Annotated in this window: 26 protein-coding genes; 15 read left to right on the plus strand and 11 right to left on the minus strand. The window is 49.9% G+C overall.

Annotated elements, in window-relative coordinates; all coding sequences use genetic code 11:
- Positions 1 to 9 precede the first annotated feature (9 nt).
- Entirely contained in the window at positions 10 to 981 is a 972-nt protein-coding gene (gene pdxA, locus ACJAYR_RS07990; RefSeq protein ID WP_415236114.1) for a 4-hydroxythreonine-4-phosphate dehydrogenase PdxA, read from the plus strand.
- On the plus strand, positions 978 to 1,814 hold the full coding sequence (gene rsmA / locus ACJAYR_RS07995) for a 16S rRNA (adenine(1518)-N(6)/adenine(1519)-N(6))-dimethyltransferase RsmA (RefSeq protein ID WP_415236115.1): 837 nt from the start codon (positions 978 to 980) through the stop codon (positions 1,812 to 1,814). Before pdxA ends, rsmA begins: the two co-directional genes overlap by 4 nt.
- Here rsmA and gmk read toward each other — a convergent pair.
- The 8 genes from gmk to fabD form a co-directional block, all read right to left on the minus strand.
- A complete protein-coding gene (gmk, locus tag ACJAYR_RS08000) occupies positions 1,808 to 2,413 on the minus strand; it encodes a guanylate kinase (protein WP_169545833.1) in 606 nt (201 codons plus the stop codon). The genes rsmA and gmk overlap by 7 nt on opposite strands.
- A 56-nt stretch (positions 2,414 to 2,469) precedes the next feature.
- Positions 2,470 to 3,363: a YicC/YloC family endoribonuclease gene (locus ACJAYR_RS08005; protein ID WP_415236116.1), complete on the minus strand. Its 894-nt coding sequence runs from the start codon at positions 3,361 to 3,363 to the stop codon at positions 2,470 to 2,472.
- A 90-nt stretch (positions 3,364 to 3,453) separates the two neighbouring features.
- Positions 3,454 to 4,581 (minus strand): hypothetical protein, encoded by a 1,128-nt coding sequence (locus ACJAYR_RS08010; RefSeq protein ID WP_415236117.1) that lies wholly within the window; start codon positions 4,579 to 4,581, stop codon positions 3,454 to 3,456.
- Positions 4,582 to 4,653: 72 nt separating this feature from the next.
- Entirely contained in the window at positions 4,654 to 5,637 is a 984-nt protein-coding gene (gene mltG, locus ACJAYR_RS08015) for an endolytic transglycosylase MltG (RefSeq protein WP_415236118.1), read from the minus strand.
- 21 nt (positions 5,638 to 5,658) lie between these two features.
- The gene (gene fabF, locus ACJAYR_RS08020) at positions 5,659 to 6,918 is read right to left on the minus strand and encodes a beta-ketoacyl-ACP synthase II (RefSeq protein WP_415236119.1); all 1,260 of its coding nucleotides are present in this window, start codon (positions 6,916 to 6,918) and stop codon (positions 5,659 to 5,661) included.
- A gap of 51 nt (positions 6,919 to 6,969) precedes the next feature.
- Positions 6,970 to 7,203 carry an acyl carrier protein gene (locus ACJAYR_RS08025; RefSeq protein WP_169544948.1) on the minus strand — a complete coding sequence of 78 codons (234 nt, stop codon included), beginning with the start codon at positions 7,201 to 7,203 and terminating at the stop codon, positions 6,970 to 6,972.
- A 183-nt stretch (positions 7,204 to 7,386) separates the two neighbouring features.
- Entirely contained in the window at positions 7,387 to 8,124 is a 738-nt protein-coding gene (fabG, locus tag ACJAYR_RS08030; protein ID WP_415236120.1) for a 3-oxoacyl-[acyl-carrier-protein] reductase, read from the minus strand.
- Between the two features lie 28 nt (positions 8,125 to 8,152).
- On the minus strand, positions 8,153 to 9,106 hold the full coding sequence (fabD, locus tag ACJAYR_RS08035; RefSeq protein ID WP_415236121.1) for an ACP S-malonyltransferase: 954 nt from the start codon (positions 9,104 to 9,106) through the stop codon (positions 8,153 to 8,155).
- Between the two features lie 203 nt (positions 9,107 to 9,309).
- Between fabD and rpsF the strand changes: the two genes are divergently transcribed.
- From rpsF to ACJAYR_RS08100, 13 genes are all read left to right on the plus strand, one after another.
- Complete coding sequence (gene rpsF / locus ACJAYR_RS08040) at positions 9,310 to 9,741, plus strand: 30S ribosomal protein S6 (protein ID WP_169544945.1); 432 nt, start codon at positions 9,310 to 9,312, stop codon at positions 9,739 to 9,741.
- A complete protein-coding gene (gene rpsR / locus ACJAYR_RS08045; protein WP_169544944.1) occupies positions 9,741 to 9,974 on the plus strand; it encodes a 30S ribosomal protein S18 in 234 nt (77 codons plus the stop codon). The genes rpsF and rpsR overlap by 1 nt, the downstream gene beginning before the upstream one ends.
- Positions 9,975 to 10,014: 40 nt before the next feature.
- Positions 10,015 to 10,968, plus strand: a complete 954-nt coding sequence (locus ACJAYR_RS08050) for a DUF2232 domain-containing protein (protein ID WP_169544943.1) — start codon at positions 10,015 to 10,017, stop codon at positions 10,966 to 10,968.
- The gene (gene rplI / locus ACJAYR_RS08055; protein WP_415236122.1) at positions 10,968 to 11,549 is read left to right on the plus strand and encodes a 50S ribosomal protein L9; all 582 of its coding nucleotides are present in this window, start codon (positions 10,968 to 10,970) and stop codon (positions 11,547 to 11,549) included. Before ACJAYR_RS08050 ends, rplI begins: the two co-directional genes overlap by 1 nt.
- A gap of 186 nt (positions 11,550 to 11,735) precedes the next feature.
- A complete protein-coding gene (locus ACJAYR_RS08060; protein WP_169544941.1) occupies positions 11,736 to 13,214 on the plus strand; it encodes a replicative DNA helicase in 1,479 nt (492 codons plus the stop codon).
- Positions 13,214 to 14,326 (plus strand): alanine racemase, encoded by a 1,113-nt coding sequence (gene alr, locus ACJAYR_RS08065; protein ID WP_415236123.1) that lies wholly within the window; start codon positions 13,214 to 13,216, stop codon positions 14,324 to 14,326. The genes ACJAYR_RS08060 and alr overlap by 1 nt, the downstream gene beginning before the upstream one ends.
- An 11-nt stretch (positions 14,327 to 14,337) precedes the next feature.
- Positions 14,338 to 15,114: an MlaE family ABC transporter permease gene (locus ACJAYR_RS08070; RefSeq protein ID WP_169544939.1), complete on the plus strand. Its 777-nt coding sequence runs from the start codon at positions 14,338 to 14,340 to the stop codon at positions 15,112 to 15,114.
- Positions 15,115 to 15,120: 6 nt separating this feature from the next.
- Positions 15,121 to 15,897 carry an ABC transporter ATP-binding protein gene (locus ACJAYR_RS08075; RefSeq protein ID WP_415236124.1) on the plus strand — a complete coding sequence of 259 codons (777 nt, stop codon included), beginning with the start codon at positions 15,121 to 15,123 and terminating at the stop codon, positions 15,895 to 15,897.
- Between the two features lie 13 nt (positions 15,898 to 15,910).
- A complete protein-coding gene (gene radA, locus ACJAYR_RS08080) occupies positions 15,911 to 17,287 on the plus strand; it encodes a DNA repair protein RadA (RefSeq protein ID WP_415236125.1) in 1,377 nt (458 codons plus the stop codon).
- Between the two features lie 18 nt (positions 17,288 to 17,305).
- Complete coding sequence (locus ACJAYR_RS08085; protein WP_415236126.1) at positions 17,306 to 17,998, plus strand: CvpA family protein; 693 nt, start codon at positions 17,306 to 17,308, stop codon at positions 17,996 to 17,998.
- Positions 17,995 to 19,467, plus strand: coding sequence for an amidophosphoribosyltransferase (gene purF, locus ACJAYR_RS08090; RefSeq protein WP_415236127.1), 1,473 nt, complete (start codon positions 17,995 to 17,997; stop codon positions 19,465 to 19,467). Before ACJAYR_RS08085 ends, purF begins: the two co-directional genes overlap by 4 nt.
- Positions 19,468 to 19,475: 8 nt before the next feature.
- Positions 19,476 to 20,177: an SDR family NAD(P)-dependent oxidoreductase gene (locus ACJAYR_RS08095; RefSeq protein WP_415236128.1), complete on the plus strand. Its 702-nt coding sequence runs from the start codon at positions 19,476 to 19,478 to the stop codon at positions 20,175 to 20,177.
- A 65-nt stretch (positions 20,178 to 20,242) separates the two neighbouring features.
- Positions 20,243 to 21,295, plus strand: a complete 1,053-nt coding sequence (locus ACJAYR_RS08100; protein WP_415236129.1) for a hypothetical protein — start codon at positions 20,243 to 20,245, stop codon at positions 21,293 to 21,295.
- Positions 21,296 to 21,344: 49 nt separating this feature from the next.
- Here ACJAYR_RS08100 and der read toward each other — a convergent pair whose 3' ends face one another.
- From der to ACJAYR_RS08115, 3 genes are all read right to left on the minus strand, one after another.
- Complete coding sequence (gene der / locus ACJAYR_RS08105; protein WP_415236130.1) at positions 21,345 to 22,676, minus strand: ribosome biogenesis GTPase Der; 1,332 nt, start codon at positions 22,674 to 22,676, stop codon at positions 21,345 to 21,347.
- A gap of 8 nt (positions 22,677 to 22,684) precedes the next feature.
- A complete protein-coding gene (locus ACJAYR_RS08110; protein ID WP_415236131.1) occupies positions 22,685 to 24,028 on the minus strand; it encodes a PQQ-binding-like beta-propeller repeat protein in 1,344 nt (447 codons plus the stop codon).
- 25 nt (positions 24,029 to 24,053) lie between these two features.
- A partial coding sequence (locus tag ACJAYR_RS08115) for a tetratricopeptide repeat protein (RefSeq protein WP_415236132.1) occupies positions 24,054 to 24,751 on the minus strand: 698 nt, incomplete at its 5' end.

Here is a 24,751-nt window from a genome sequence, read left to right on the forward strand (position 1 = left end):
GACGGGACAATGTCGGAAAAGATATTGGCTTTGACCATGGGCGACCCTGCAGGGATTGGTATCGAAATTTCCGCAAAAGCCTGGTCTAAAAGACGAGAGACCTCCCTTTCGGTATTTTGCCTGATCGGTGATCGCCGGATTATTGAAAAAAGCCTACAGGATGTCATTCCCTTCGAGGTGATCGGCGATCTGAGCAATGCCCCCTCTGTCTTTGAAAACGCGCTGCCCGTTTATGATGCGGGTCCTGCTTCAACTGAGGCTGAGGCAACATTGCAGGCCATCAAAACCGCTGTTCGGTTTTGCCTATCGGGCGAGGCAGATGCCGTTGTCACAAATCCGATCCAAAAAAAGCGACTATATGATGCAGGCTTTCAGCATCCGGGTCATACGGAATATCTTGCGGAACTAACCCACAGTTCCGGAAAGGCCGTCATGATGCTCGCGTGTGACAGCTTGAAAGTTGTCCCCGCGACCATTCATATTCCGATTGCCGATGTACCCTCTGCCCTAACACCTGACCTTCTTGAGCATGTTATCAGAACCACAGAAGCAGATCTAAAAACCCGTTTTGGATTAAAAAAACCCAGCGTCGTCGTTGCGGGTTTAAACCCCCATGCAGGCGAAGGGGGCAGCATTGGCAATGAAGAACAGACGGTTATCATTCCGGTTATTCATAAACTGCGAAATGAAGGCCTCAATATTACGGGTCCTAACTCAGCAGATACGTTGTTTCATGCTGCGGCACGAGCCGGCTATGATGCCGCAATTTGCATGTATCATGATCAGGCGCTTATCCCCATCAAAACCATCGACTTTGACAACGGGGTCAACGTAACACTGGGTCTTCCAATCATTAGAACCTCGCCGGATCACGGGACCGCAGAAGATATCGCAGGCAGAGGCATTGCAAATCCAGCCAGCCTTATTGCAGCCCTTAAATTGGCCGGTGAAATGGCGTCTCATACAAGGATTTCAGGATGACTGACGGCTCGTCGCTGCCACCGTTACGGGAGGTTATTAACCGCCACGGGCTTCGCGCAGAAAAGTCTCTGGGGCAAAATTTCCTGCTGGATCTTAACCTCACAGGAAGAATAGCGCGCTGTCCGGGAAAGCTTGAAGGCGAAACTGTTCTTGAAATTGGGCCTGGTCCCGGAGGCCTCACCCGCGCCATTTTGGCGCATGGCGCTAAACAGGTTTTCGCCATTGAAAAAGACACGCGGTGTCTCGCTGCTCTTGCTGAAGTTTCCGAAGCCTTTGACCATCGCCTGATCGTGATTGAAGGCGATGCCCTAAAAATATCAGAAGACGAATTACTGCCGGAACGGGCCCATATTATTGCAAATCTTCCCTATAATGTGGCCACACCCTTGTTAATCAAATGGCTGAAGAACCGGCACCAGTTCAAATCGATGACCCTGATGTTTCAAAAAGAGGTGGGTGACCGGATTACTGCATCGCCGGGCAGTAAAGCCTATGGCCGTTTATCTATCATCAGTCAGTGGCTTTGTACTGTTTCCAAACAGTTCGATATCTCGCCAAAGGCGTTTACCCCACCGCCCAAAGTTGTCAGTACGGTTGTAAAGCTGGTTCCCAAAAGTGAGCCGGATTTCCCTGCGGATCTTAAAACTCTGGAAAAAGTTGTCGCCGCTGCCTTTGGGCAACGACGAAAAATGCTGCGGGCCAGCCTGAAGAGCCTTGGCGGCTCGGCAGAGGAAGCTTTGGACGCTGCCGGGATCAAACCGACATTAAGAGCCGAAGAGCTCTCCGTCGAAGATTTCTGTAGGCTGTCAGAAATATACCGGGCGCGTCAGTAACCTTCGCGCAGTTGTTCCACAAATGTCAAAAGACCAGTTCTGCGATTTCTGCGAACACGTTCTGCTTTCAGGATTGCTTTGACTTCGGACCGGCAACGCTCGATATCATCATTGACCACGACGTAATCATACTCCGCCCAGTGGCTGATCTCTTCAGATGCCTTTGACATTCTTTTGGCAACCACCTCGTCACTATCCTGCGCCCGTGTTTTCAGGCGTTGCTCCAGTGCCTGCGTTGATGGCGGCAGAATAAAGATGCTGACCAGATCGTCTCCAGCTTTCTGGGCCAGTTGTTGTGTGCCCTGCCAGTCAATATCAAACAAAATGTCCTTGCCGGCCTTCAAGGCCTCTTCAACGGCCTTCTTCGGGGTACCATAGTAATGATCAAAGACTTTGGCATGCTCCAAAAGCTCATCCCGGTTAATCAGTAAATTGAAATCCACAGGTTGCATGAAGTAATAGTCTTTGCCTTCCACCTCTCCCGGGCGCGGGGCGCGGGTCGTGGCAGAAACCGACATGGACAGGTCGTCATCTTCTTCCAAAAGAGATCTGGAAATAGTGGTCTTTCCGGCGCCAGACGGTGAGGATAACACCAGCATCAAACCACGCCGTTCAATTTCAATCGTTTCTACTTCAACTTCTGACACGTCTTGTCCTATTCGATATTTTGTGTTTGTTCACGAAGGCGATCAACGACCACTTTCAGATCAAGCCCAACTTTGGTCAATTCTTTGTCCCCGGCCTTTGAGCATAGCGTATTAGCTTCCCGGTTGAATTCCTGGCAAATGAAGTCCAGGCGCCGTCCGATAGGCCCGTCCTGTTTGTTCGCCAGCAGCCCTTCAACCGTTTCAATATGCCCCCGTAAACGGTCAAGTTCTTCCGCGACGTCAGCTTTGGTCGCCAGAACGGCAAGCTCCTGCTCAAGCCGTCCTTCATCCATTGCGACACCATCGCTCAGGATCATCTCTATCTGCTTGCGCAGCCGCTCCTGAACCCGTTCAGGTCGCCGTGCTGCCGATGTTTCAGCTTTCTGAACTAAATCGGAAATTTCATCAACTTGTCCCACCAGAATTTTAAGAAGCTGTGCTCCTTCCTCTGCCCGGGAGGCATCCAGCTTCTCTATCGCCTCATTCAAAGAGGCAAGCAGTGCCTGCTCTAGCCGAGCATGCTGGTCTTCATCTTCTGTTTGATCACTGCTTTCGATCACGCCCTTCAGCGCCAGCAAGCCATCGGCTCTCGGCTTTTCAGCCTTCCCCTTTTCAACCAGATCAGAGGCAAGTTCCAGCAACTCCTCAAGGAATTGAATATTCACCTGATTAACAGATTGTCCTGAATTCTGGTTGAGCTGCAAATGCAGATTGATATTGCCGCGGTGAAAGGTCGCTTTCAGTTGCTTGCGGGCAGTGGTTTCGATGGCATCGAAGCCATTGGGCACCCGACAACGTATTTCCAGTCCCCGGCCGTTTACACTTTTTAGTTCCCACAACCAGGAGAAGTCGGCCATGCTGCCACTGGAACGGGCAAAGCCGGTCATGCTCTTTAAACTCACGTTGCCTCGCATTCCTAAAATAAAATCGGTGAAAGTATATAACTTTAATTCGACTTCAGGACAAGAAAGCAACGCGCTATCAGTGGAAACTCAGGATCTTTTTTTGCTGGCGCCTGCACCGACAAAAAGCTTTGACAAAAAACTGAAGAGACGCGCAGAAGGAATACCAAACGCGAACCCTGCCATTGAAAAAATCAGGGTGCTGGAAAAATTATGCACCGGTGTAAGCCAGAGAAGTGATAGAAAAGCGGCCAGTCCCAAGACACCGCCGAGGGCGAAACGCAAGAATATGTCCGGATAATCGGACCGGAGAAACTGAGACTTACGAACTTTTCTTGCAATCATCCAGCTTGTACAGGAAAGAGCCCCAACCCCGCCCCATAAGGCGGTTATCAAGGCGTCCATCAAAAGGCTTACCTGTTGCGCGAAAGTATCGACAAACATTTGGGCTGATACCGACTGCAACAACAGAACAAGCGGGAATAGGATCAACGTAAGAATACCGATTAAAAATGGCACCCCCCATAACAAGCCTGTTGATCCCTCGCTATCAAGGAGAGACTGCCCATTTACGCGTTGTTCGTTAAAACAGGCCGTTGAAACGGCGCGAAATGCAGCTTTCAACTCGGTAATCTGTTTCTGTGAATAGACCTCATCCTGAGTTTTCAGGCAACTGTCCAAGGCAAGATCAAGCTGTTCAAGTTTAGTATGCCCGATCTGACTGGGATGATTTAACAAATACCCACACAGTAGCGACGCCTGCGTGATCAATTCTTCTAGATCAAGATCCCTGCCGTCGGCGTCGGCCTCAAGATCACTCTTTCGCGCAGGCGAAGACGTCTCGGCCGGTGTCTCCAGCGGTTGCTCTTTAGACAATAAAACCGGCTCGCTTTTTGTTTTTTTGGGGTCTCCCTCAGCCGTCGGGTTCTCCGGTACGGCATCGGCCGTTTGTCCCGTTCCCAAGGGCACCGAGGATACTTCAGGGGCATCTGCGGCGTCAGTGCCTGTCACAAGGCCCCTTTGGTCTTCAATCCGGGCAGTTCCTCCATCCTGCGCCACAACAGCACCTGGTGGCGCATTTCCCGCCAGTGCCGCATCGGAAAGGGTTTGCGCTTTGCCGTTTAAATTGGAAATTTCGACCCGCAACTCTTTCAAGCATTCACGCAATTCGCGGCGTTGCTTTAACAGAGTTTGAATAGAATCATTTGTAACCGACATAATCCAACACCGTTTTTATTGAAGACCTGCATACAAGACGTCTTAGGCTTGTATCTGTGCCTTTTCAGCGGATTATTTTTTTCGGCTTCGTTCGATTTTGCGCCAATTTCGGACGTTGCGATTATGTTCGGCCAGGGTTTTTGCAAAAACATGCCCACCGGTTCCATCGGCCACGAAATAAAGGTCCTTGGACGCCACAGGATTGAGCACCGCCTTTAAGCTATCAAGGCCGGGGTTACAGATTGGACCTTTAGGCAGCGATGGTATGATATAGGTGTTATAGTCGTTCGCGGTCGCCAGATCTTTTTTAGAAATACCGCGCCCCAGATCCTTCTGACCATTGGTTATCCCATAGACGACCGTTGGATCTGACTGTAGCCGCATTTTACGGGCTAACCGATTGAGAAACACCCCCGCAACCCGGCCCCGCTCCGATGCAACGCCTGTCTCCTTTTCGACAATTGACGCCAGAATTAATAGATCCTGCTTGGACTTTATCAAAGGGTTTTTTGGCGCAGATGCCCATAAACCATCCAGCGTCTTTTGAAGAGCCTGCTGCATCCGCTTCACCAGATCGTTTCGGGTGTCCCCTCTGGTAAAATGATATGTTTCGGGGAGGATTGAACCCTCAGGAATTGAGACGGTCAACGGGCCTTCCAGAACAGGTATTCTCCGGATAAGAGCCGCAACTTCACGGCTTTGCAGCCCTTCAGGAATGGTAATGAAATGTGCGACCGTTTTACCGGAGACCAGTAGGTTCATTACCTCTTCACCGCTAATGGCCGCAGGAAAAAGATATTCGCCTGCTTTGAGTTTTTTCCCCTGTTCGTTTAGACGAACACCAAACATAAAAGCGATGTCATCGTGAATGATGCCAGAAGCTTCCAACTGGGCCGCAATGGCGCGCAACCCGGCCCCTTTTTTTAGCACCAGCTCTGTTTCGGTCGCAAGGGGTCCCGGTTTCGTAAACAGGTCCCAGCCATAGGCGGCCAAACCACCAAGTGCTAAATTGAAGAGAACAAAAAGGGCCAGTATGAAGAAGAAGAACCGCTTCATAATGACCCCTGAATACCTAGATTATACCCGTTTCATAACCAGGCTGGCATTTGTGCCGCCAAAGCCAAACGAGTTAGACAGAACCGCATCGACTTTCTTTTCCTGCGCCACATTCGGCACAAGGTTCAAATCAAGACCGTCTGATGGATTATCCAGGTTAATGGTCGGTGGCAAAACACCTTCTGTCATGGCAAGAATGGAGAAAATCGCTTCAACGCCACCCGCGGCCCCTAACAAATGCCCAATGGCTGATTTTGTCGAAGACATAGCAAGGCTATTTGAATTGGCACCGAACAACCGTTTAACGGCACCCGCTTCAATTTCATCACCCAGCGGCGTTGAAGTACCATGGGCATTAATGTAGCCAATTTCGTCTGTGTTCAAGCCAGATTTTTTCAGAGCCATCTGCATGGCACGATACCCGCCGCTGCCATCGCTGGCAGGCGCAGTAATATGATAGGCATCGCCTGACAGACCATACCCAATCACTTCTGCATAAATGTTAGCGCCGCGTTTTTTAGCATGTTCATATTCTTCAAGAACAACAACACCAGCCCCTTCACCCATAACAAATCCGTCGCGATCTTTGTCATAAGGACGGGAAGCACGGGTCGGATCATCATGGAAATTGGAGGACAAAGCCTTTGCTGACGAGAAGCCAGCATACCCGATCCGGCACATGGCCGCTTCGGCGCCACCAGCAACCATCACATCCGCATCATCATCTTTGATCATGCGAGCGGCATCGCCAATGGAATGAGCCCCAGTTGAACAAGCCGTTACAACAGCGTGATTGGGACCTTTATATCCATGACGAATGGAAACTTGACCAGACACCAGATTAATAAGGGCGCCTGGAATAAAGAACGGGCTAATGCGCCGCGGTCCTTTTTCAAAAAGCTTGATGGAGTTTTCTTCGATGGACGGCAATCCACCGATACCTGAACCAATTGAAACGCCGGTCCGGTAAGCCTGTTCTTCTGTTTCAGGCTTCCAACCAGAGTCTATAATCGCTTCTTCCGCAGCCGCGATGCCATAGATAATAAAACTATCAAGCTTGCGCTGCTCTTTCGGGGCCAACAATTCGTCGGCCCGAAAGGCATCTGGATGACTTTCATCGACAGGAACTTCACAGCCGTACTTTACAGCCAGACCTTCCGTATCAAATTTGGTTATCATACCCGCGCCAGACTCTGAATTAATCAGTCTGTTCCAGCTAGGCTTCACACCGTTCGCCAGTGGCGTCACGAGACCCAGTCCTGTTACAACAACACGTCGCATACCAAAACCTATCGAAGAAAGAAATTAAACCAGTTTCAACACTCTATCGACTTAGAGAGCCGCATCAATAAAGGAAATAGCGTCCTTCACTGTTTTGATGTTTTCTGCTGCATCATCAGGAATTTCGATACCGAACTCTTCTTCGAAAGCCATAACCAGCTCAACTGTGTCCAGGCTGTCTGCGCCAAGATCATCAATGAAGCTTGCTGTTTCAGTAACTTTGGCTTCTTCAACGCCCAAGTGTTCGATTACGATTGCATTTACGCGTGCGGCTGTATCACTCATTAGTAAATCCTCAGATATTCCGGCAAATAGTTAATAGTCTTCATTACCCCCAGTATGCGAAAAAAACAAGCAACAAGAGGTCATGTAATTTTGTCGGCGTTCCTAACATACTTTACAGTTAATGCAAAGAAAACCTGTCATCATCCGCTTTTTTCTGACGCATCAGATAAAAGCGGATTTTGTTCAAATCATGGCCATGCCACCGTTCACATGGATTGTCTGGCCTGTAACATACGCGGCTTCATCAGACGCTAAATACAGGACTGCTGCGGAAATATCCTTCGGATCTCCCAGTCTCCCAATAGGAACGACACCCAGCAAATTGGATTTCTGATCATCAGATAATTCATCAGTCATGGCTGTTTCGATAAAACCAGGTGCCACACAATTTACCGTGATCCCCCGCGCAGCGACTTCCTGTGCCAGCGATTTTGACATTCCGATCATGCCTGCTTTCGACGCGGCATAGTTCATTTGTCCGGGATTCCCGGTTACGCCAACAATGGATGTAATACCGATAATGCGGCCATTGCGCCGCTTCATCATTCCGCGCAAACAGTTTTTAGACAGCTTGAACGCCGCTTTGAGGTTGACATCAAGGACGCTGTCCCAGTCTTCATCCTTCATTCGCATGGCAAGACCGTCTTTGGTAAGGCCGGCATTGTTGACCAGGATATCCACCTGCCCCATCGCCGCTTCTGCATCCTTGATAAGGCTGTCAACGGCGCCCATGTCTCCCAGGTCACACGGAACTACATGCACACGGTCACCCAGCTGATCCGCAACTTCCTGCAACGCTTCCTTGCGACGTCCTGAAAGAGCCACAACTGCGCCCGCGGCATGCAAATCACGCGCAATCGCGGCGCCTAAACCGCCCGATGCACCCGTAACCAGCGCACATTTCCCACTAAGGTCAAACATCTATTTCTCCCAAGTCCCTGATTGTCTTTTAAAGGGTTTGTAAAAAGGCCTCAATATCAGCAGGTGACTGCACAGCAGTTCCTGTCATCGCCTTATTGATACGACGAACCATTGCCGTCAGCACCTTACCGGTACCAACTTCAACCAATTGTTCAATTTCCTGATTCCCCATATACAGAACAGACTCGCGCCAACGAACCCGACCCGTAACCTGCTCGACAAGAAGTTTGCGAATGATTTCAGGATCACTGACCTGATCAGCCGTGACATTCGCAACCAGCGGCACAGTTGGTGGTGCGATGGTGACAGATGCCAGCGCCTCCACCATAGCATCCGCAGCGGGTTGCATCAGCGGACAATGGAACGGGGCACTTACAGGCAACAACATTGCCTTGCGAACCCCTTTTTCCTTCGCAAGCTCGATGGCGCATTCGACGGCTTCCTTGTTTCCGCTCAAAACAACCTGTCCGTCAGCATTGTCATTTGCCGCAACGCAAACCCCGTCGCCCTCACTCGCTTCCGCAGCTTCCTTGACCAGTTCCTCAACAGGACCAATATCCATCCCAAGCAACGCGGCCATAGCGCCAACACCAACGGGGACAGCCTGCTGCATCGCCCGGCCTCTGATTTTCAAAAGCCGTGCTGTATCCGCAAGCTGTAATGAACCGACAGCCGTCAGCGCGGAGTATTCTCCCAGCGAATGTCCGGCTACGAATTCGGAAATATCGCTTAGTTTGAATTTCCCTTCACTTTCCAGAACGCGGGCCACAGCAACACTGACCGCCATCAACGCTGGTTGGGTATTTTCTGTCAGGGTCAAATCTTCCATTGGCCCTTCATACATCAACTTTGTCAGTTTCTGTCCCAGAGCGTCATCGACCTCTTCAAAGACCTGCGCGGCGACGGGAAAAGCGGCTGCGAGCTCTTGGCCCATACCGACTGTTTGGCTACCCTGACCCGGGAAAACAAATGCACGTTTCATAAATATTTGATCCGATTTTATTGAGAGTCTTATGTGACAGTCATATTACTTCAGTTTTTCCTGTCAAGCCTACTTGATTAAACTGCCCAAATCTGTATAGTCCGCGGCCTCAATAACTCCTTGCCGGCGGAGGTCGGCTACATCTGTCCTGTTCGCAATTGTGTGAATACCAGATTTTTATAAGCCATAAGGAGCTTTTAACAATGCCTCTTTACGAGACAGTATTTATTGCTCGTCAGGATATCTCTACCCAACAGGTAGAAACTCTGACAGACGAAATGTCCAACTTCATCACTGAAGGCGGCGGAAAAGTTGCTAAAGTAGAAAACTGGGGTCTTCGGAACCTGGCTTACAAAGTAAAGAAAAACCGCAAAGGCCATTATGTTCTTCTAAATCTTGACGCTCCTATTCCTGCCGTTAAGGAAATGGAACGGAATCTTCTTCTGAACGAAGACGTTCTGCGTCACATGACACTGCGTGTCGACGAATTGGAAGACGGTGATTCTATCATGATGCAAAGCAAGAGCCAACGCTCACGCCGCGATCGTGATGATGAAGAAGCACCTAAAGTAGAGGCCGCAACTGAAGAAGCGACCACTGAAACAACTGAAACTGCTGCAGAAGGGGAAGAATAATGTCTGATGCACGTCGTCCATTTTTCCGCCGCCGTAAAACCTGCCCATTTTCAGGTGAAGGTGCACCAAAGATCGATTACAAAGATGTAAAGCTGCTTCAGCGCTTTGTTTCCGAACGTGGTAAAATCATGCCAAGCCGAATCACTGCTGTTTCAGCCAAGAAACAACGTGAATTGGCAACTGCAATTAAACGGGCCCGCAACCTCGCGTTGCTGCCGTTTGTTGTAAAATAGGTACCTCCGAAAGGATCACACTTTTCGGATTGAAGGATTTATGATCAGGGATCTCAGTTTTAGCGTCGTATTTGGCATTGCCAGTATTTGCATCCTCTACCTTACGGTACCCGGTGCGAATAACCCGGTTGGGTCGGCGAACGCTTTTCAGACATTGGCCCTGATGACCTTGTCTACCTTACCTTTGTTCCTTTCAGGATTAGGGTTTGGTCTGGCAAATGTTTCGATCTCGGTATTGACCGCAGTTGTCTTCGCCGCGATTGTCATAAACCCGATATTCGGTGTTACCTATGTTCTGACTTGCGGCCTGCCTATCGTTTTTCTTGTACGACAGGCGCTTTTATGGCGTGAGGATGAAAGTAAAGTAAACTGGTACCCGGCTTCAAACCTTATGGTCTGCTGGGTTTTGGTTTGCATCGCTCTTTCCAGTATGGCGCTTATTTTGCTGTACATGGATGATGAACTTCGCACAGCCGTTATTCGCCTTTGTGAATTGATGCTGGAACAAGTTCATAAACAGAGTGGTCTAAAGGTCGTTATGACGGCGGAAGAACTGGTTTGGCTCATGCCGCAGTTCTTTGGTCCCATTTGGGGCGTTGTTCTTTTGCTCAGCGGAAGCCTTGCACAAGGTATTCTTGTTCGATTTAAAAAGAACGTACGCCCTACCCCGGAATTTTCCGGATTTATGTTACCTCTCTGGATGGCGATTATCGCGATTCTGGGACTTGTTCTAAGCTTCGTGCTTGAGCAGATAAATCCATTTCTGGGAGCGATCATTGTAGCACTGGAAATCGCCTTTTTCCTTCAAGGGATGGCTGTGATCCATAAGGTATCTGTAAGTTGGAGTTACCGGTCGTTGGTTTTGACGGCGGTATATCTGATTGTGATTTTAATGTTCTGGCCGGCTTTAGTAATTGCCTTGCTAGGGCTGGTTGATAGTTGGATTGGATTCAGAAGTCGCTTACCCGCGGCTCCCGATCAGGAGGAAGACTGATGGAAATTGTATTGCTGGAGCGTGTTGAAAAGCTCGGCCAAATGGGTGATGTCGTTAATGTAAAGAACGGCTACGCTCGTAACTTCCTGTTGCCACAAGGGAAAGCCCTTCGTGCCAACAAGAGTAATCTTGAAATTTTTGAAAAGCAGCGGGCTCAGCTCGAAGCTGACAACCTGAAGCGCAAAGAAGAAGCGTCTGCGGTTGGTGACAAACTTGACGGCGAAACAGTTATTCTGATCCGCGCAGCGAGTGAAAGCCAGCAGCTTTATGGTTCAGTCAGCACACAGGACATCGCACGTTCTGTTTCTGAAGCCGGTTTCACTGTTGACCGTAAACAGGTCATCATGGACAAGGTTCTGAAAACTTTAGGTCTGCACGAAGTACGCATTCGCCTGCACCCTGAAGTGACTGTTTCAGTTACTGTGAACATCGCGCGTTCACAGGAAGAAGCAGAAATTCAGGCCCGTGGCGAATCTGTTGAAGAAGCAGCGGAAGCGGCCCTCAACAGCCGTGACGAAGCTGTCTCAGATGTTTTTGAATCAACAGCTGAGCACGAACATGAAGACGAAGACGATTCATAATCGTTGAAATCAACATTATTAAAAAACGGTGCCACGTTGTTGGCGCCGTTTTTTTTTGCTTTAAAGAGCATGTACTTTGGTTTTCCACATTATTCACAGGCTGTGAATAACTGTTATCCACATAATTAAAAAAATGATCTGAAGATGACAATGACCTGCCTCAAAGAAATGTGGTAGTCTGCCGTCATGGAAAATACAGTTTACACTCCGGATCAGGACGCCGACGGAAATTCCGCGTCACCTGCCTATCGAAAGCTTCCCAATAACTCAGACGCAGAACGAGATTTGCTCGGTGCGATCCTTGTTAATAACGAAGCGGCAGCGAAAGTGAGCGGTTTTTTAAAAGCTGAACATTTTCACGAACCTGTGCATTCCCGTATCTACGACGCCGCAACCATACTGATCGAACGGGGTGAAATTGCCGACCCGGTCACCCTCAAATCGTATTTTGAAAATGACCAGGCCCTGTCCGATATTGGCGGGGCCCAATATCTGGCAAAACTAGCGGCCTCAGCAACGACAATCATCAACGCGGAAAACTACGGTAAAATCATTTATGATTTGGCAATGCGCCGCGAATTGATCGATCTGGGCGAAGAGATCGTCAATACAGCCTTTGAAGCGTCTCTCAGCGATACAGCCACCATCCAGATTGAAAATGCTGAGAAACAACTATTTGCACTTGCTGAAACAGGAAGCCATGAAGGGGCCCTCACCCCAATCAAAGTGGCTGTTGGCCACGCCGTCAAATCAATTGAAGAAGCCTTCCAACGGGATGGTAACCTTGTCGGGGTAACAACAGGCCTTCGGGACATGGACGGCAAACTGGGCGGGTTACATAAATCAGATTTGCTTATTCTGGCGGGACGTCCGTCGATGGGTAAAACCTCACTTGCTACCAACATCGCCTACAATGCCGCGAAGGCGTACAGGGACACCGGGGGTGCCGAAGGGGCGCCTGTCGGCTTCTTCTCCCTGGAGATGTCCGCAGAGCAGCTTGTCGGCCGTATTCTAGCGGAAGCTACGGAGATCAGCTCGGAGAAACTGCGCCGCGGCGAGCTGACGGATGAAGAGTTTGCCAACAAGCTTGTGCCGCAAAGTGCACTATTATCTGAATGCCCTCTCTATATCGATGATACCCCGGCCATTTCCATTGCCGCGCTTAGAACGCGAGCGCGCCGACTGAAAAGAAGTCATGGACTTGGCTTAATTGTTGTGGACTACCTTCAATTGATGAAGGGCTCCGGCCGATCCGACAGCCGTGTTCAAGAGATTTCAGAGGTCACACAAGGACTGAAGGCGGTCGCGAAGGAACTGGACATTCCGGTCATTGCCCTGTCTCAGCTTAGTCGTCAGGTTGAAAACCGGGAAGACAAACGCCCCCAGCTTTCTGACTTGCGCGAGTCAGGTTCGATTGAGCAGGACGCGGACGTTGTTATGTTTGTGTATCGTGAAGAATATTACGAAGGCCGAAAAGAGCCGAGTGAAGGGACCCCTGAACATCTGGAATGGCAGGAACGAATGCAACGCGTCCACAACATGGCGGAAGTGATCATTGGTAAGCAACGTCATGGCCCTATCGGGATCGTCAAATTGCAGTTCCAGCCCGAATTCACGCGGTTTGGCGATTTGGCTGTGGATCAATATTTACCGGAGCATCACTAATGGATCCCTTTCTTGCAGGGTCTTACCTCACGGTAGATCTTGGCGCCCTACAAGAAAATTATCGTATTCTTTCCAGCCAATCAGAAGTGGCGGAATGTGCGGCTGTTGTTAAGGCCGATGCCTATGGGCTGGGATTAAAAGAAGTCAGTCTGTCACTCGACGCCGCAGGGTGCCGTAAGTTCTTTGTTGCCCTTCCGTCAGAAGCAGTTCGCCTCAGAAAGTATCTGCCGGCAGCCGAGATTTTTGTCCTTGGCGGCTTATTTGACGGTGCAGAGAATATCTATATTGATGAGCGCATAACCCCTGTCCTGAATTGCCTTGATGAAATAAAAAGATGGTCCAAGGCAACCGAAGAGCATGGTCCCCTTTCCGCAATGATCCATCTGGACACGGGCATCACCCGCCTGGGGTTACTGCAAAGCGATATAGAAGAACTTAATAGTAACCCTCATTGGTTAGACGGTTTGGAGATAAGGTACATAATCTCCCACCTCGCCTGCGCTGATACACCGGAGCATCCTCATAACGACTTTCAGCTGTCAGAGCTTCACCGGTTGAGGGCGCTCCTGCCTCCGGCTTTGCACGACGTCCCGGTATCCTTTACAAATTCCTGCGGAATTTTTCTGGGCCCTGACTTCCAGTTTGATCTCCTACGGCCCGGCATTGCCCTTTATGGTGGCAACCCGGTTCCCGGCCAGAAAAACCCGATGAAGCAGGTAATTCACCTTCAGGGGAAAGTGCTGCAGGTTCATGACGTTGACAGTAAAAATGCCGTTGGCTATGGTGCCACTTGGCGTTGCAAGGAGAATGCGAGGGTAGCAACCGTTTCCGTGGGATATGCGGATGGCTATTTTCGGGCTTTGGGCGACGTCGGAGAATGCGCAATTGAAAATAACAAAGTTTCGGTTATCGGTCGTGTTTCAATGGATATGATCTCCATTGATGTGACAGGTTTGAGTGAAGATAAATGTCAGCGTGGTACGTTAGTCAGCTTGATCGGTGGGGCGATTGATCTGGATGAACTTGCGACACAGGCAGGCACGATTTCATACGAACTCCTGACAGCACTGGGACATCGAAGTCATCGACGGTATATAAATGCTGTCCAATAAGGTTTGACTAAATGGAATGGAATTTTCTGGCCGCCATTGGCCGCGTTAGTTTGGGCTTTATGGCTGCGGTTGGACATCTTACCCTCTTTACATTTCAAAGCGTAAAAAACATCTTTCTCCCCCCGTTTTACATGCGGTTGTTTCTTAGACAGCTCATGAATATCGGCTACTATTCATTGCCCGTTGTTGGAATGACCGCCTTATTTACCGGGATGGTTCTCGCCTTGCAGATCTATGTGGGCTCGTCCCGGTTTAATGCAGAAAGTGCTGTTGCGACCATCGTGGTTATTGGCCTTACCCGAGAGTTGGCCCCCGTCTTAAGTGGCCTTATGGTTGCCGGCCGTGTGGGTGCAGCAATTGCCGCTGAGATCGGAACAATGCGGGTAACCGAACAGATTGATGCCTTGGTGACGTTGTCGACTAACCCCTACCGATATCTGGTAGCACCTCGAGTGCTGGCGGGCGTTATCACGCTGCCAATACTGGTTTTAATTGGTGATATCATTGGTGTTTCAGGCGGGTATCTCGTCGCCACAGAATCCCTCGGTTTCAATCCAAGTTCCTACATCAAGAATACCTTTGATTTTCTGGAAGCCCGGGATGTGATCTCCGGGTTGATCAAAGCGTCAGTCTTTGGTTTCATCGTTACCATAATGGGCTGCTATCACGGATTTAACTCCACAGGAGGTGCACAGGGTGTGGGACGCGCGACAACAAATGCAGTTGTCTCTTCCTTTATTCTGATCCTCATCAGTGACTATTTCCTAACTGTCCTGTTACTGGACTAATGATCCATGACAAAAACCCCCAAGATCAGTCTTAAAAATGTCTGCAAATCTTTTGGCAAGAAAGTTGTTCTGAAGAATTTGTCTATCGATATCCACGAGGGGGAATCCCTTGTTGTTATTGGCGGATCAGGAACCGGAAAATCGGTCATGCTGAAATGCATTCTGGGCCTGCTGGAACCCGATAGCGGGGAAATCCTGATTGACGGGCAGCAAGTGGTTGGCCTGTCTGTAGCGGAACGCGAAAAAACGCTTCGAAAAACAGGAATGCTTTTTCAATATGCCGCCCTGTTTGACAGCCTTCCCGTTTGGGAAAATGTCGCTTTTGGCCTTATTCAGGCACAAGGCATGGACAGAAAAAAAGCGAAAAAGATCGCTTATGAGAAACTGGCGCTCGTTGGTCTTGGCCCTGACATTGCCTCTCAAAATCCCGCCAGTTTATCCATTGGCATGCAAAAGCGTGTTGGACTAGCAAGAGCCATTGCAACCAACCCGGAGATCATATTCTTTGATGAACCAACAACTGGCCTCGACCCGATCATGGGCGATGTGATTGACAACCTGATCCGCGATTGTACCCGCGAATTGGGCGCCTCTACCCTGACCATCTCTCATGACATGGAGAGTGCACAAAAAATTGCCGATCGGATCGCTCTTCTTTATAAAGGAAACGTTGTCTGGGTCGGACCTGCAAACGAAATCGAAACCTGTGGAAACCCATATGTTGAACAATTCGTCAAAGGGGATATAAACGGCCCCATCGAACTCGATATCCTGAAACCCTGACAGACAGGTAAAAATGGCCAAATCAACCGAACATTTTTCATGCCAATCCTGCGGCGCCAGTTACCGTAAATGGCAAGGGAAATGTGATTCCTGCAGTGAATGGAACTCCATCGTTGAAGATAGTGGAAAGCAGGTCGTACCAAAAGGCCTGTCTTCCGGAAAAGGGCGACAACTCGAATTTACGACCCTTGATGCAGAAAAGTCTGATTACAAACGTCACTTTTGCGGTTTAAACGAACTGGATCGGGTTCTGGGCGGGGGCTTTGTACCCGGCTCCTCCATTCTGATTGGCGGTGACCCCGGGATCGGTAAATCAACCATCTTATTGCAAGCCGTCGGCCTTATGGCCAAACGAGGCTATACCTGCACATATATTTCCGGCGAGGAAGCCACCCAACAAATTTCCATGCGGGCCAAACGATTGGGCCTGACAGATAGCCCGGTACAACTGGCCGCAGCGAACTCGCTAAGGGACATTGTCACCAGCTTAGAAAAATCGGCGCCGCCTGACTTGCTTATTATTGATTCTATCCAAACCATGTATGCAGATAATCTGGACAGTGCACCCGGCACAGTATCTCAGGTTCGCGCCTGCTCTCAGGAACTGATACGGCTTGCCAAAAAACTGAACTGTGCGCTTATGCTGGTTGGCCATGTGACAAAAGACGGGCAGATTGCCGGTCCCCGTGTTCTTGAACATATGGTCGATACGGTCTTGTATTTTGAGGGTGATCGCGGACACCAGTTCCGCATTCTTCGGGCCGTAAAGAACCGGTTCGGGGCAACGGATGAAATCGGTGTCTTTGAAATGACCGATATGGGCCTGCAAGAAGTTGCAAATCCTTCTGCTCTGTTTATCAGTAATCAGGAAAAAGATATCAGCGGCGCCTCGGTATTTGCCGGTATGGAAGGCACACGCCCCCTTCTTGTTGAAATTCAGGGCCTTGTTGCCCCCTCTCAACAGGCAACGCCACGGCGGGCCGTTGTTGGCTGGGATTCAAGCCGCCTTGCGATGATTCTTGCGGTGCTGGATGCCCGGTGTGGTTTATCTTTGGCTGGAAATGAAGTGTATCTGAATGTTGCTGGTGGTCTTCGGGTCAATGAGCCCGCGGCTGATTTAGCGGTGGCTGCAGCCTTGGTTTCATCAATTTCTGACATCCCGGTACCGGAAAAGAGTATCATTTTTGGTGAGATTGGCTTATCTGGAGAAATTCGAGCTGTTGGTCAAACGGATGCGCGGTTAAAAGAAGCCGCAAAACTTGGGTTTGAAGCAGCCATTATACCACTTGGAAGCAAGATCAAGGATCCGACCATCAAGATAATTGAGGTCGAACATCTCTCAGAAATTGTCTCCTTGTTCACGCGCGAAAAGGCTGCGGTAAATGCGTAAGAAAGGTAACAGTAAGTAATGGATGAATTGCCGATCAACATAGCCGATGCAGGCATTCTTGTTGTTCTGCTTATCTCCGCCATTTTTGGGTTTGCCCGGGGATTTGTGAAAGAAATTCTATCAATTACCGGATGGATCGGCGCGGTCTTTGTGACTCTGTATCTTTTCCCCATTCTGAAACCTTTTGCGCATCAGTATATCACCATTCAGTTAATTGCAGACATACTGACCGGATCCCTGATCTTTATTATCAGCCTTGTAACGCTTTCCTATTTGACCCACGCGATTTCTGATCGGGTGAAAGCCTCTTCTTTGGGCGCACTGGACCGATCCTTGGGCATCTTTTTCGGAATTGGCCGTGCCATTATCCTCGTTGGTATTGCCTGGCTGTTTTTTGTTCAGTTTATCCCTCCGGACGGAAGACCGAAAGAAATCCTCAATGCGAAGATGCTGCCTATTGTTCAGGCCAGTGGCGAGTTTGTTGCTGAACTGACACCTGCTGATATGCGCAAGAACCTTCGCATTGCCATGGAAACCGGTACGGAGACCGGTAAAAGCCTTAAAAAAGAATATGAGAGCATCCCAAAAGTGATCCGCGAAGATGTGGAAAACAAAATAAAGGATGCCGCTGAAAATCTGGAAAAGGGATATGATGCAAAATCCCGCCAACAAATGGAAAATCTCACTAAAGGTACTCAGGTAAAGCAATGACCCAGCAAAGCGCCCCTCGCAACATTTGCAATCCTTTTGATGACGACAAACTACATGAAGAATGTGGTGTGTTTGGAATTTACGGGCATGAAGAAGCCAGTGCCTTAACAGCGCTGGGCCTTCACGCCCTTCAACATCGCGGACAGGAAGCCGCAGGTATTGTTTCACATGACGGAACCCATTTTCATAGCCACAAAGCTATGGGAAAAGTGGGGGATAACTTTTCAACGGAAGATGTTATCAACAGCCTCAGCGGTTCAGCCGCCCTCGGCCATAACCGATACGCAACAACAGGCGGTACAGTCTTACGCAATGTACAGCCTATTTTTGCAGATCTGGCCAACGGTGGTATCGCAGTCGCGCATAATGGAAATCTGACCAACGCCTCGACCCTGCGCAAACAATTGGTTGCAGAGGGTAGTATTTTCCAGTCCACGATGGACACTGAAGTCATCATTCATCTGATCGCCAACAGTAAGAAAATCAAAGTTGTTGATCGCATGGTAGATGCTATGCACAAGATTGTAGGTGCTTATTCGCTGGTCGCACAGACCAGTAAAAAAATGGTGGGGATGCGCGATCCGTTTGGCGTTCGGCCCCTCGTCCTGGGTAAAATCGACGATGCCTATATCCTGACCTCAGAAACCTGTGCGCTTGATATCATTGGTGCTGATTTCATTCGGGATGTTGAACCGGGCGAAGTGATTGTTATTGATGAAAACGGACTTACCAGTCTATCCCCCTTCACCACCCCCCCTCGCCGCTTTTGCATTTTTGAGCATATCTACTTTGCGCGCCCGGACAGTGTTGTTGAAAATCGGTCAGTCTATGATGTCCGCAAAGATATCGGCCGTCAGTTGGCAACCGAAAATATGGTTGAAGCCGATCTGGTGATCCCAGTCCCCGATAGCGGAACCCCCGCCGCGATTGGATATGCCGAACAATCAGGTATCCCTTTTGAACTGGGGATCATTCGGAACCATTATGTGGGCCGGACCTTCATTGAACCAACAGACCAGATCCGCCACTTGGGTGTGAAACTAAAACACAACGCTAACCGTGCCCTGATCAAGGGTAAGCGGGTTATTCTGGTGGATGACAGTATCGTTCGCGGAACGACGTCGACGAAAATCGTGCAAATGGTGCGCGATGCAGGCGCAACAGAAGTTCATATGCGCATTGCCAGCCCACCAACAACAAATTCCTGCTTCTATGGTGTGGATACACCCACACGCCAGAAACTTCTGGCCGCGCAGTATGATGTCAAAGGGATGTGCGACTTCATCGGTGCGGATAGTCTCAGCTTTATCTCTTTGGATGGTCTTTATGTCGCGATGGGAGAAACCCATCGGAATAACGAGCAACCTCAATATTGCGACGCCTGCTTCTCTGGCGATTACCCGATTAGCCTGACAGACCATGACACAGGCGCGGACAAAGAACTCACACGGTTGGCCGAAAGATCCTAGGAAACCCCATGTCAAAACGATTTGAGAACAAGACCGCCCTGGTAACGGGCGCCTCTCGCGGGATCGGCGCAGCCGTTGCCAAAGCGCTTGCTGCTGAAGGAGCGCATGTCATCCTGATTGCCCGCTCCGTTGGTGGCTTGGAAGAAGTGGATGACGCCATCCAGTCCGCCGGTGGAAGTGCAACGCTTGTACCGCTTGATCTTCTGGAAACCGACGCCATCGATGGTCTAGCGGCCCCGTTGTTGGAGCGTTTTAAGAAGCTGGATATACTTGTAGCTGCGGCCGGCACCCTTGGTAAGTTGACCCCGGCACCGCAATATTCCCCTAAACTTTGGGAAGATGTTTTTAAACTAAACGTGCATGCTAACTGGCGCCTGCTGCGCGCGCTGGATCCTTTATTGCGGGCCAGTGATGCCGGCCGGGCCCTTTTTGTGACCGCCAGTGCCGCAAGAGAGCATAAATTATATTGGAGTGGCTATGCAGCCTCCAAGGCCGCGCTTGAAAGTCTGATCCTGACCTATGCAGGCGAAGTTGCCAAAACCAATTTGAAGGTCAACCTGATTGATCCTGGTCCTACAGCAACGAAATTGCGCCTGTCTGCTTTTCCCGGAGAAGACCAGTCAAGCCTGCCAACACCAGAGCAGAAAACAGATCTGTTCCTTGATGCGCTATCATCAGAGTTCAACCAGAACGCAACGTTGATTTCGTGACTTCCCGGCGATAGCGCCTTAAACTGTGTTCAAAAATAACGTTCCACGGAATGGAAGGACACAGGATGACACAAGCCACTGTTGAGCCAATTAGGGCTCAGGCTGCCATACACCACGCCTATCTACTGGGCCTACAGCTTAGAATATCCACCCATAAAGGACCCGAGGTCATGGAAGAGTGGATGTTCAAGCTGTTTCGGCGGCAGCATCTATCCAAATTCCTAAGCAGCTTTGAAAAACTGGGCCTGTCCCATGAACCAGACGCGATTGCCTGCGCAAAATACCATGTCCTGTCCAATTCCATCGGTGGCGTCCCTGTTGAATATATGGCCGAAAGTAAAACAAAGGCGTGGGTGCGGTTCCGGTACCCCCGATGGATGTATGATGGTCCGACTCTCTGTGGTGTTCCAATTGGCGTCAGCCGGGGCTTTCTGCGCGGCTGGTATGCCCATAACGGCGTAAGCCTTAAAAACCCGCGCTTGGGATATGTCTGTGTTTCCGAAGATATGACTGGCGAGTTCGGATTTTGTGGTTATTTCAAGGAATATGACCATGATCTATCTGAAGAGGAGCGCTTGCAATTTTCAAAAGGCGAGCTGCCCCCTCCGTTCAAGGCCGAGGACCAGCCTCAACCACCTGCTTCCGACTGGACCGCTGAGCGACTTGAAAAGGCGAACAGAAACTATGCGATGGAGTATATCCGCAACGGACTGAGCGAACTTGTAAAGGTCATTGGATATGACGAAACAAAAGAACATGCGAGTATCACAGCCCGGTTGATTGGTTTGCAATATTACGCACAAACTGCCGCCGCACTGAAATCCGTGGACGGGAATGCGGCAGACGCCACCCACTATCTTATGCAGATAATGAGCGGTATGGGTGACGATATCACGCCGATATCCAATCACAAAACGGAGGAAACGACCAGTTTCGAACAGACAGGACTTCGGATTGTAAAAGGCCTGAGTGGAGATGAACGCAGCCTTGTCTTGTCCTGTTGGAAAGAACTCTGGATCGGTGCCATCCGTTCCCACCGTGAAATGCTGGGACTGGAATGCGAGCAGGTAAATGAAGAAAAGCTTGTTTGGACCGTGACAAATATACGGGGCCGCTGAAACATCTGAATAGACAAAAAAAACAGGGCCCTAATCAGGCCCTGTTTTTCTATTCTTTCACATACGGATTTTTGCCCGTTCGTGTCGCTATCCGAATGGGGACCGCTGGCATATCAAAATCTTCACGTAAGCCGTTGATCAGATATCTGAGATAGCTTTCCGGCAGCTCACCGCGAGACGACATAAATAATGAGAAGGTCGGCGGCCGCGATTTTACCTGAGTAATATACCGGACTTTCAGGCGACGCCCCTTTGCCATCGGCGGTGGATGTTTCTCAAGCATATGTTCCAGCCAACGGTTTAGCTGAGACGTCGAAATCCGCTTATTCCAGAGTTCATACACCCGGATAACCTGCGGCAAAAGCTTTTCAAGCCCGCGTCCCGTCAACGCTGACAGGGTAACAACAGGAACGCCTCTCACCTGAGGCAATGAAATCTGCAACTTGTCGCGAATATGTTGCAACATGGCATTACGATCCCGAACGGTATCCCACTTATTAACAGCAACAACCAGACCGCGACCCTCTTCAATCACATGGGCAGCGATGGTCAGGTCCTGCTTTTCAAAGGATACATCCGCGTCAATCACCAGAACGACAACTTCTGCCAATTTTATAACCCGCAGACTGTCCGCAACGGACAGTTTTTCCAGCTTCTTTTGAACCCGGGATCGGCGGCGAATACCGGCGGTATCCACCAGCTTTATTTTTTGACCTTCAAATTCCCATTCAACAGAAATCGAATCCCGTGTGACACCCGCTTCCGGCCCGGTCAGCAACCGTTCTTCGCCGATCAAATGATTGACCAGCGTCGATTTGCCCGCGTTAGGCCGACCAACAATGGCCAAAGCCAAAGGACGGTCCTTTGCGGCAACATCAGGAACCTGTTCAACTTCAAACGGAAGCAACGCATCAAACAATTCACCGATGCCTTCGCCATGCTCTGCCGACAATGCAATGGGATCACCCAAGCCCAGCGAATAAGCTTCCATCATTTCCGTTTCAGCAATGCGGCCTTCGCATTTATTGGCACACAAAATGACAGGTTTTTCTGTTTTCCGCAGCCAACCTGCAAAATGCTTATCCATTGGCGTAACGCCGGCGCGGGCATCAAATATCATTAATGCGACATCTGCTTCTTCCAAGGCCATTTCAGTTTGCCGACGCATGCGCCCTTCCAGACTATCGTCGAAGGCTTCTTCCAGCCCGGCAGTATCAATGACTTTGAATTTAAGCGAACCGATACGGGCTTCCCCTTCGCGACGATCGCGGGTCACGCCCGGCGTATCATCAACAAGGGCGAGGCGTTTCCCGACCAGACGATTGAATAGAGTGGACTTGCCCACATTGGGACGTCCAATAATAGCTACTGTAAATGACATCGATTATCTTAGCGATATGCCACTAATTGGGCATCATCCGTTAGAACAAACAACATGCCTCCCGCAACGACGGGTGCCAAGGAAGCCGTGTCTGATAATTCAACTTTCCCCAAAATTTTGCCGTCATAGGGGGAAACAGACACCGCAATACCGTAATTAGAGACCAAAATCAAACGATCACTTGCTAAAACGGGTCCTGACCACACAATTAGACCTGTTTTCTCTTCAGGATCTTCAAATTTACCCAAAGATCGTACCCAGCGGATCAATCCGTTTTTGCGCGACAGGCAGACCAGTTCACCGTCTGTCGAGATCACATAGACAAAATCTCCAGCAACCCATGGGGTCTGCAAGGTAGAGATTTCCTGGCTCCATTTCCGGTTACCGGTTCTAAGATCAATCCCGACCATCTGGCCGGAATAACTGGCGGCAAAAATCATCCCCCGATCAATCACCGGAAAAGCATTAATATCCGCCAATGACGTCAGGGAACTCAAACGACGCTTACGTTTGAGTTGGTCACTCCAGGCTTGTGCACCATTGTTAGCACGCAAGGCGAACAACTCACCCGATGAAAAAGGCACAACAACTGTTCCCTTTTCAACCGCAGGGCTGGCCGCGCCTAAAAGTCCGGTTGTTTCAACACCGCCTTCATAACTCCATTCAGTTTCACCGGTCAGAACGTTCAGGGCGAAAATACGATTGTCGTAGGTTGTTACAAAAAGCAAATCCTCAGCGGCTGTCGGTGCTGCACGCAAAGGGGCACCGATCGAAGCTTTCCAATACATTCCACCCGATTTAGGGTCCAGAGAAAACACCTCGCCATAGGAAGTGGTGGCAAATAGACGGCCATATTCTGCGGCAAGACCGCCGCCGACAACACCGTCCTCCTCTTCAGGAGGGGTCAAGTTCACAGCCCAGAGTTTTTCACCGGTTTCCTGGGAAAAAGCTCGGACACGACTTTCACTATCCATCACATAAACAGTGCCTTCAGCGACAATCGGAGTAGACGGCAGCCGACTTTCATCGTCAGAGCCTTCGCCGATATCAGCGCGCCAGACCTCTTTTAAATCATCCCCCAGCGTCAAGTGATGCATGACGTTGCTGGCCGTACCGCCATTTTGCGGCCAGTTTGCATTTACATATGGTGCTGGCAGACGCACCGTTACATCAGCAACCCCTTCATCAGGTTCCAGCGACTGCTCCAACGCCAAAATTGAAATTCTTTCACCCGGAAGCGGTGGGGCCTCGGCCTCTCCCAGCCAATCGGGTAGCAGCGAACAACCGGTCAACAATGCCGCCGAACAGGCGAACAGCGCAATTTTTCCCATATAACGGACATGTAACTTCACGCCAGAACCCCTCAATGCAGTCAGGTTATTTGTTTTCTATGGCCAGCAGTAACTCTGCGGCCCGCTGCTTTACCCCCGATGGAGCAGACGCGTCTTCTTTTAGCGCAGAAAATTGTTGGCGTGCTTCATCGATTTTCCCTGCTTTCAAGTCATTCAGCGCCAGAATTTCTTTTGCCAATGCGGACCAGATCCCCCCCGGTGCACTCGCATCTGTAACACGCTGGCGAACATCATCAGCGGTTCCATTATCCAGCAGGTAAAAACCAGCTTTGATGGAAGCCAGTCCCCGGAATTCTTCTGCAAGTGCGTCATTGGCTGCGATAGCATCAAAGACAGCAACGGCTTCATCGCCTTTACCCGCCTTCAGCAACGCGTCAGCCTGCCGCAATAGTGCCAATGCCTGATATCCTTCACTGCCCGTTTCCGCCAAAGCAGCAAATGCCGAAGAGGCCTCATCAAATTTCTTTTCGCCGATCAATGCCAAAGCATCTTCAAACTGTTTTCCCTGCGCTCGGGATTCAGACTGTTGGTAATTTTTCCATCCAACTGTGGCTGCCGTCGCCGCAACGACCAGGATTGAACCGGCGATGACAAACTTGCCATACCTGTTCCAAAGTTCCATTGACTTGTCTTTGCGGACTTCTTCATCCACTTCACTGAAAATATCAGACACAAAATGCTCCAGTATCTCTAAAATTTGACGGATAAAATAAACCGCCTGCA

The sequence above is a fragment of the Sneathiella sp. genome (genome assembly GCF_047631475.1).
Taxonomy (GTDB): Bacteria; Pseudomonadota; Alphaproteobacteria; order Sneathiellales; family Sneathiellaceae; genus Sneathiella.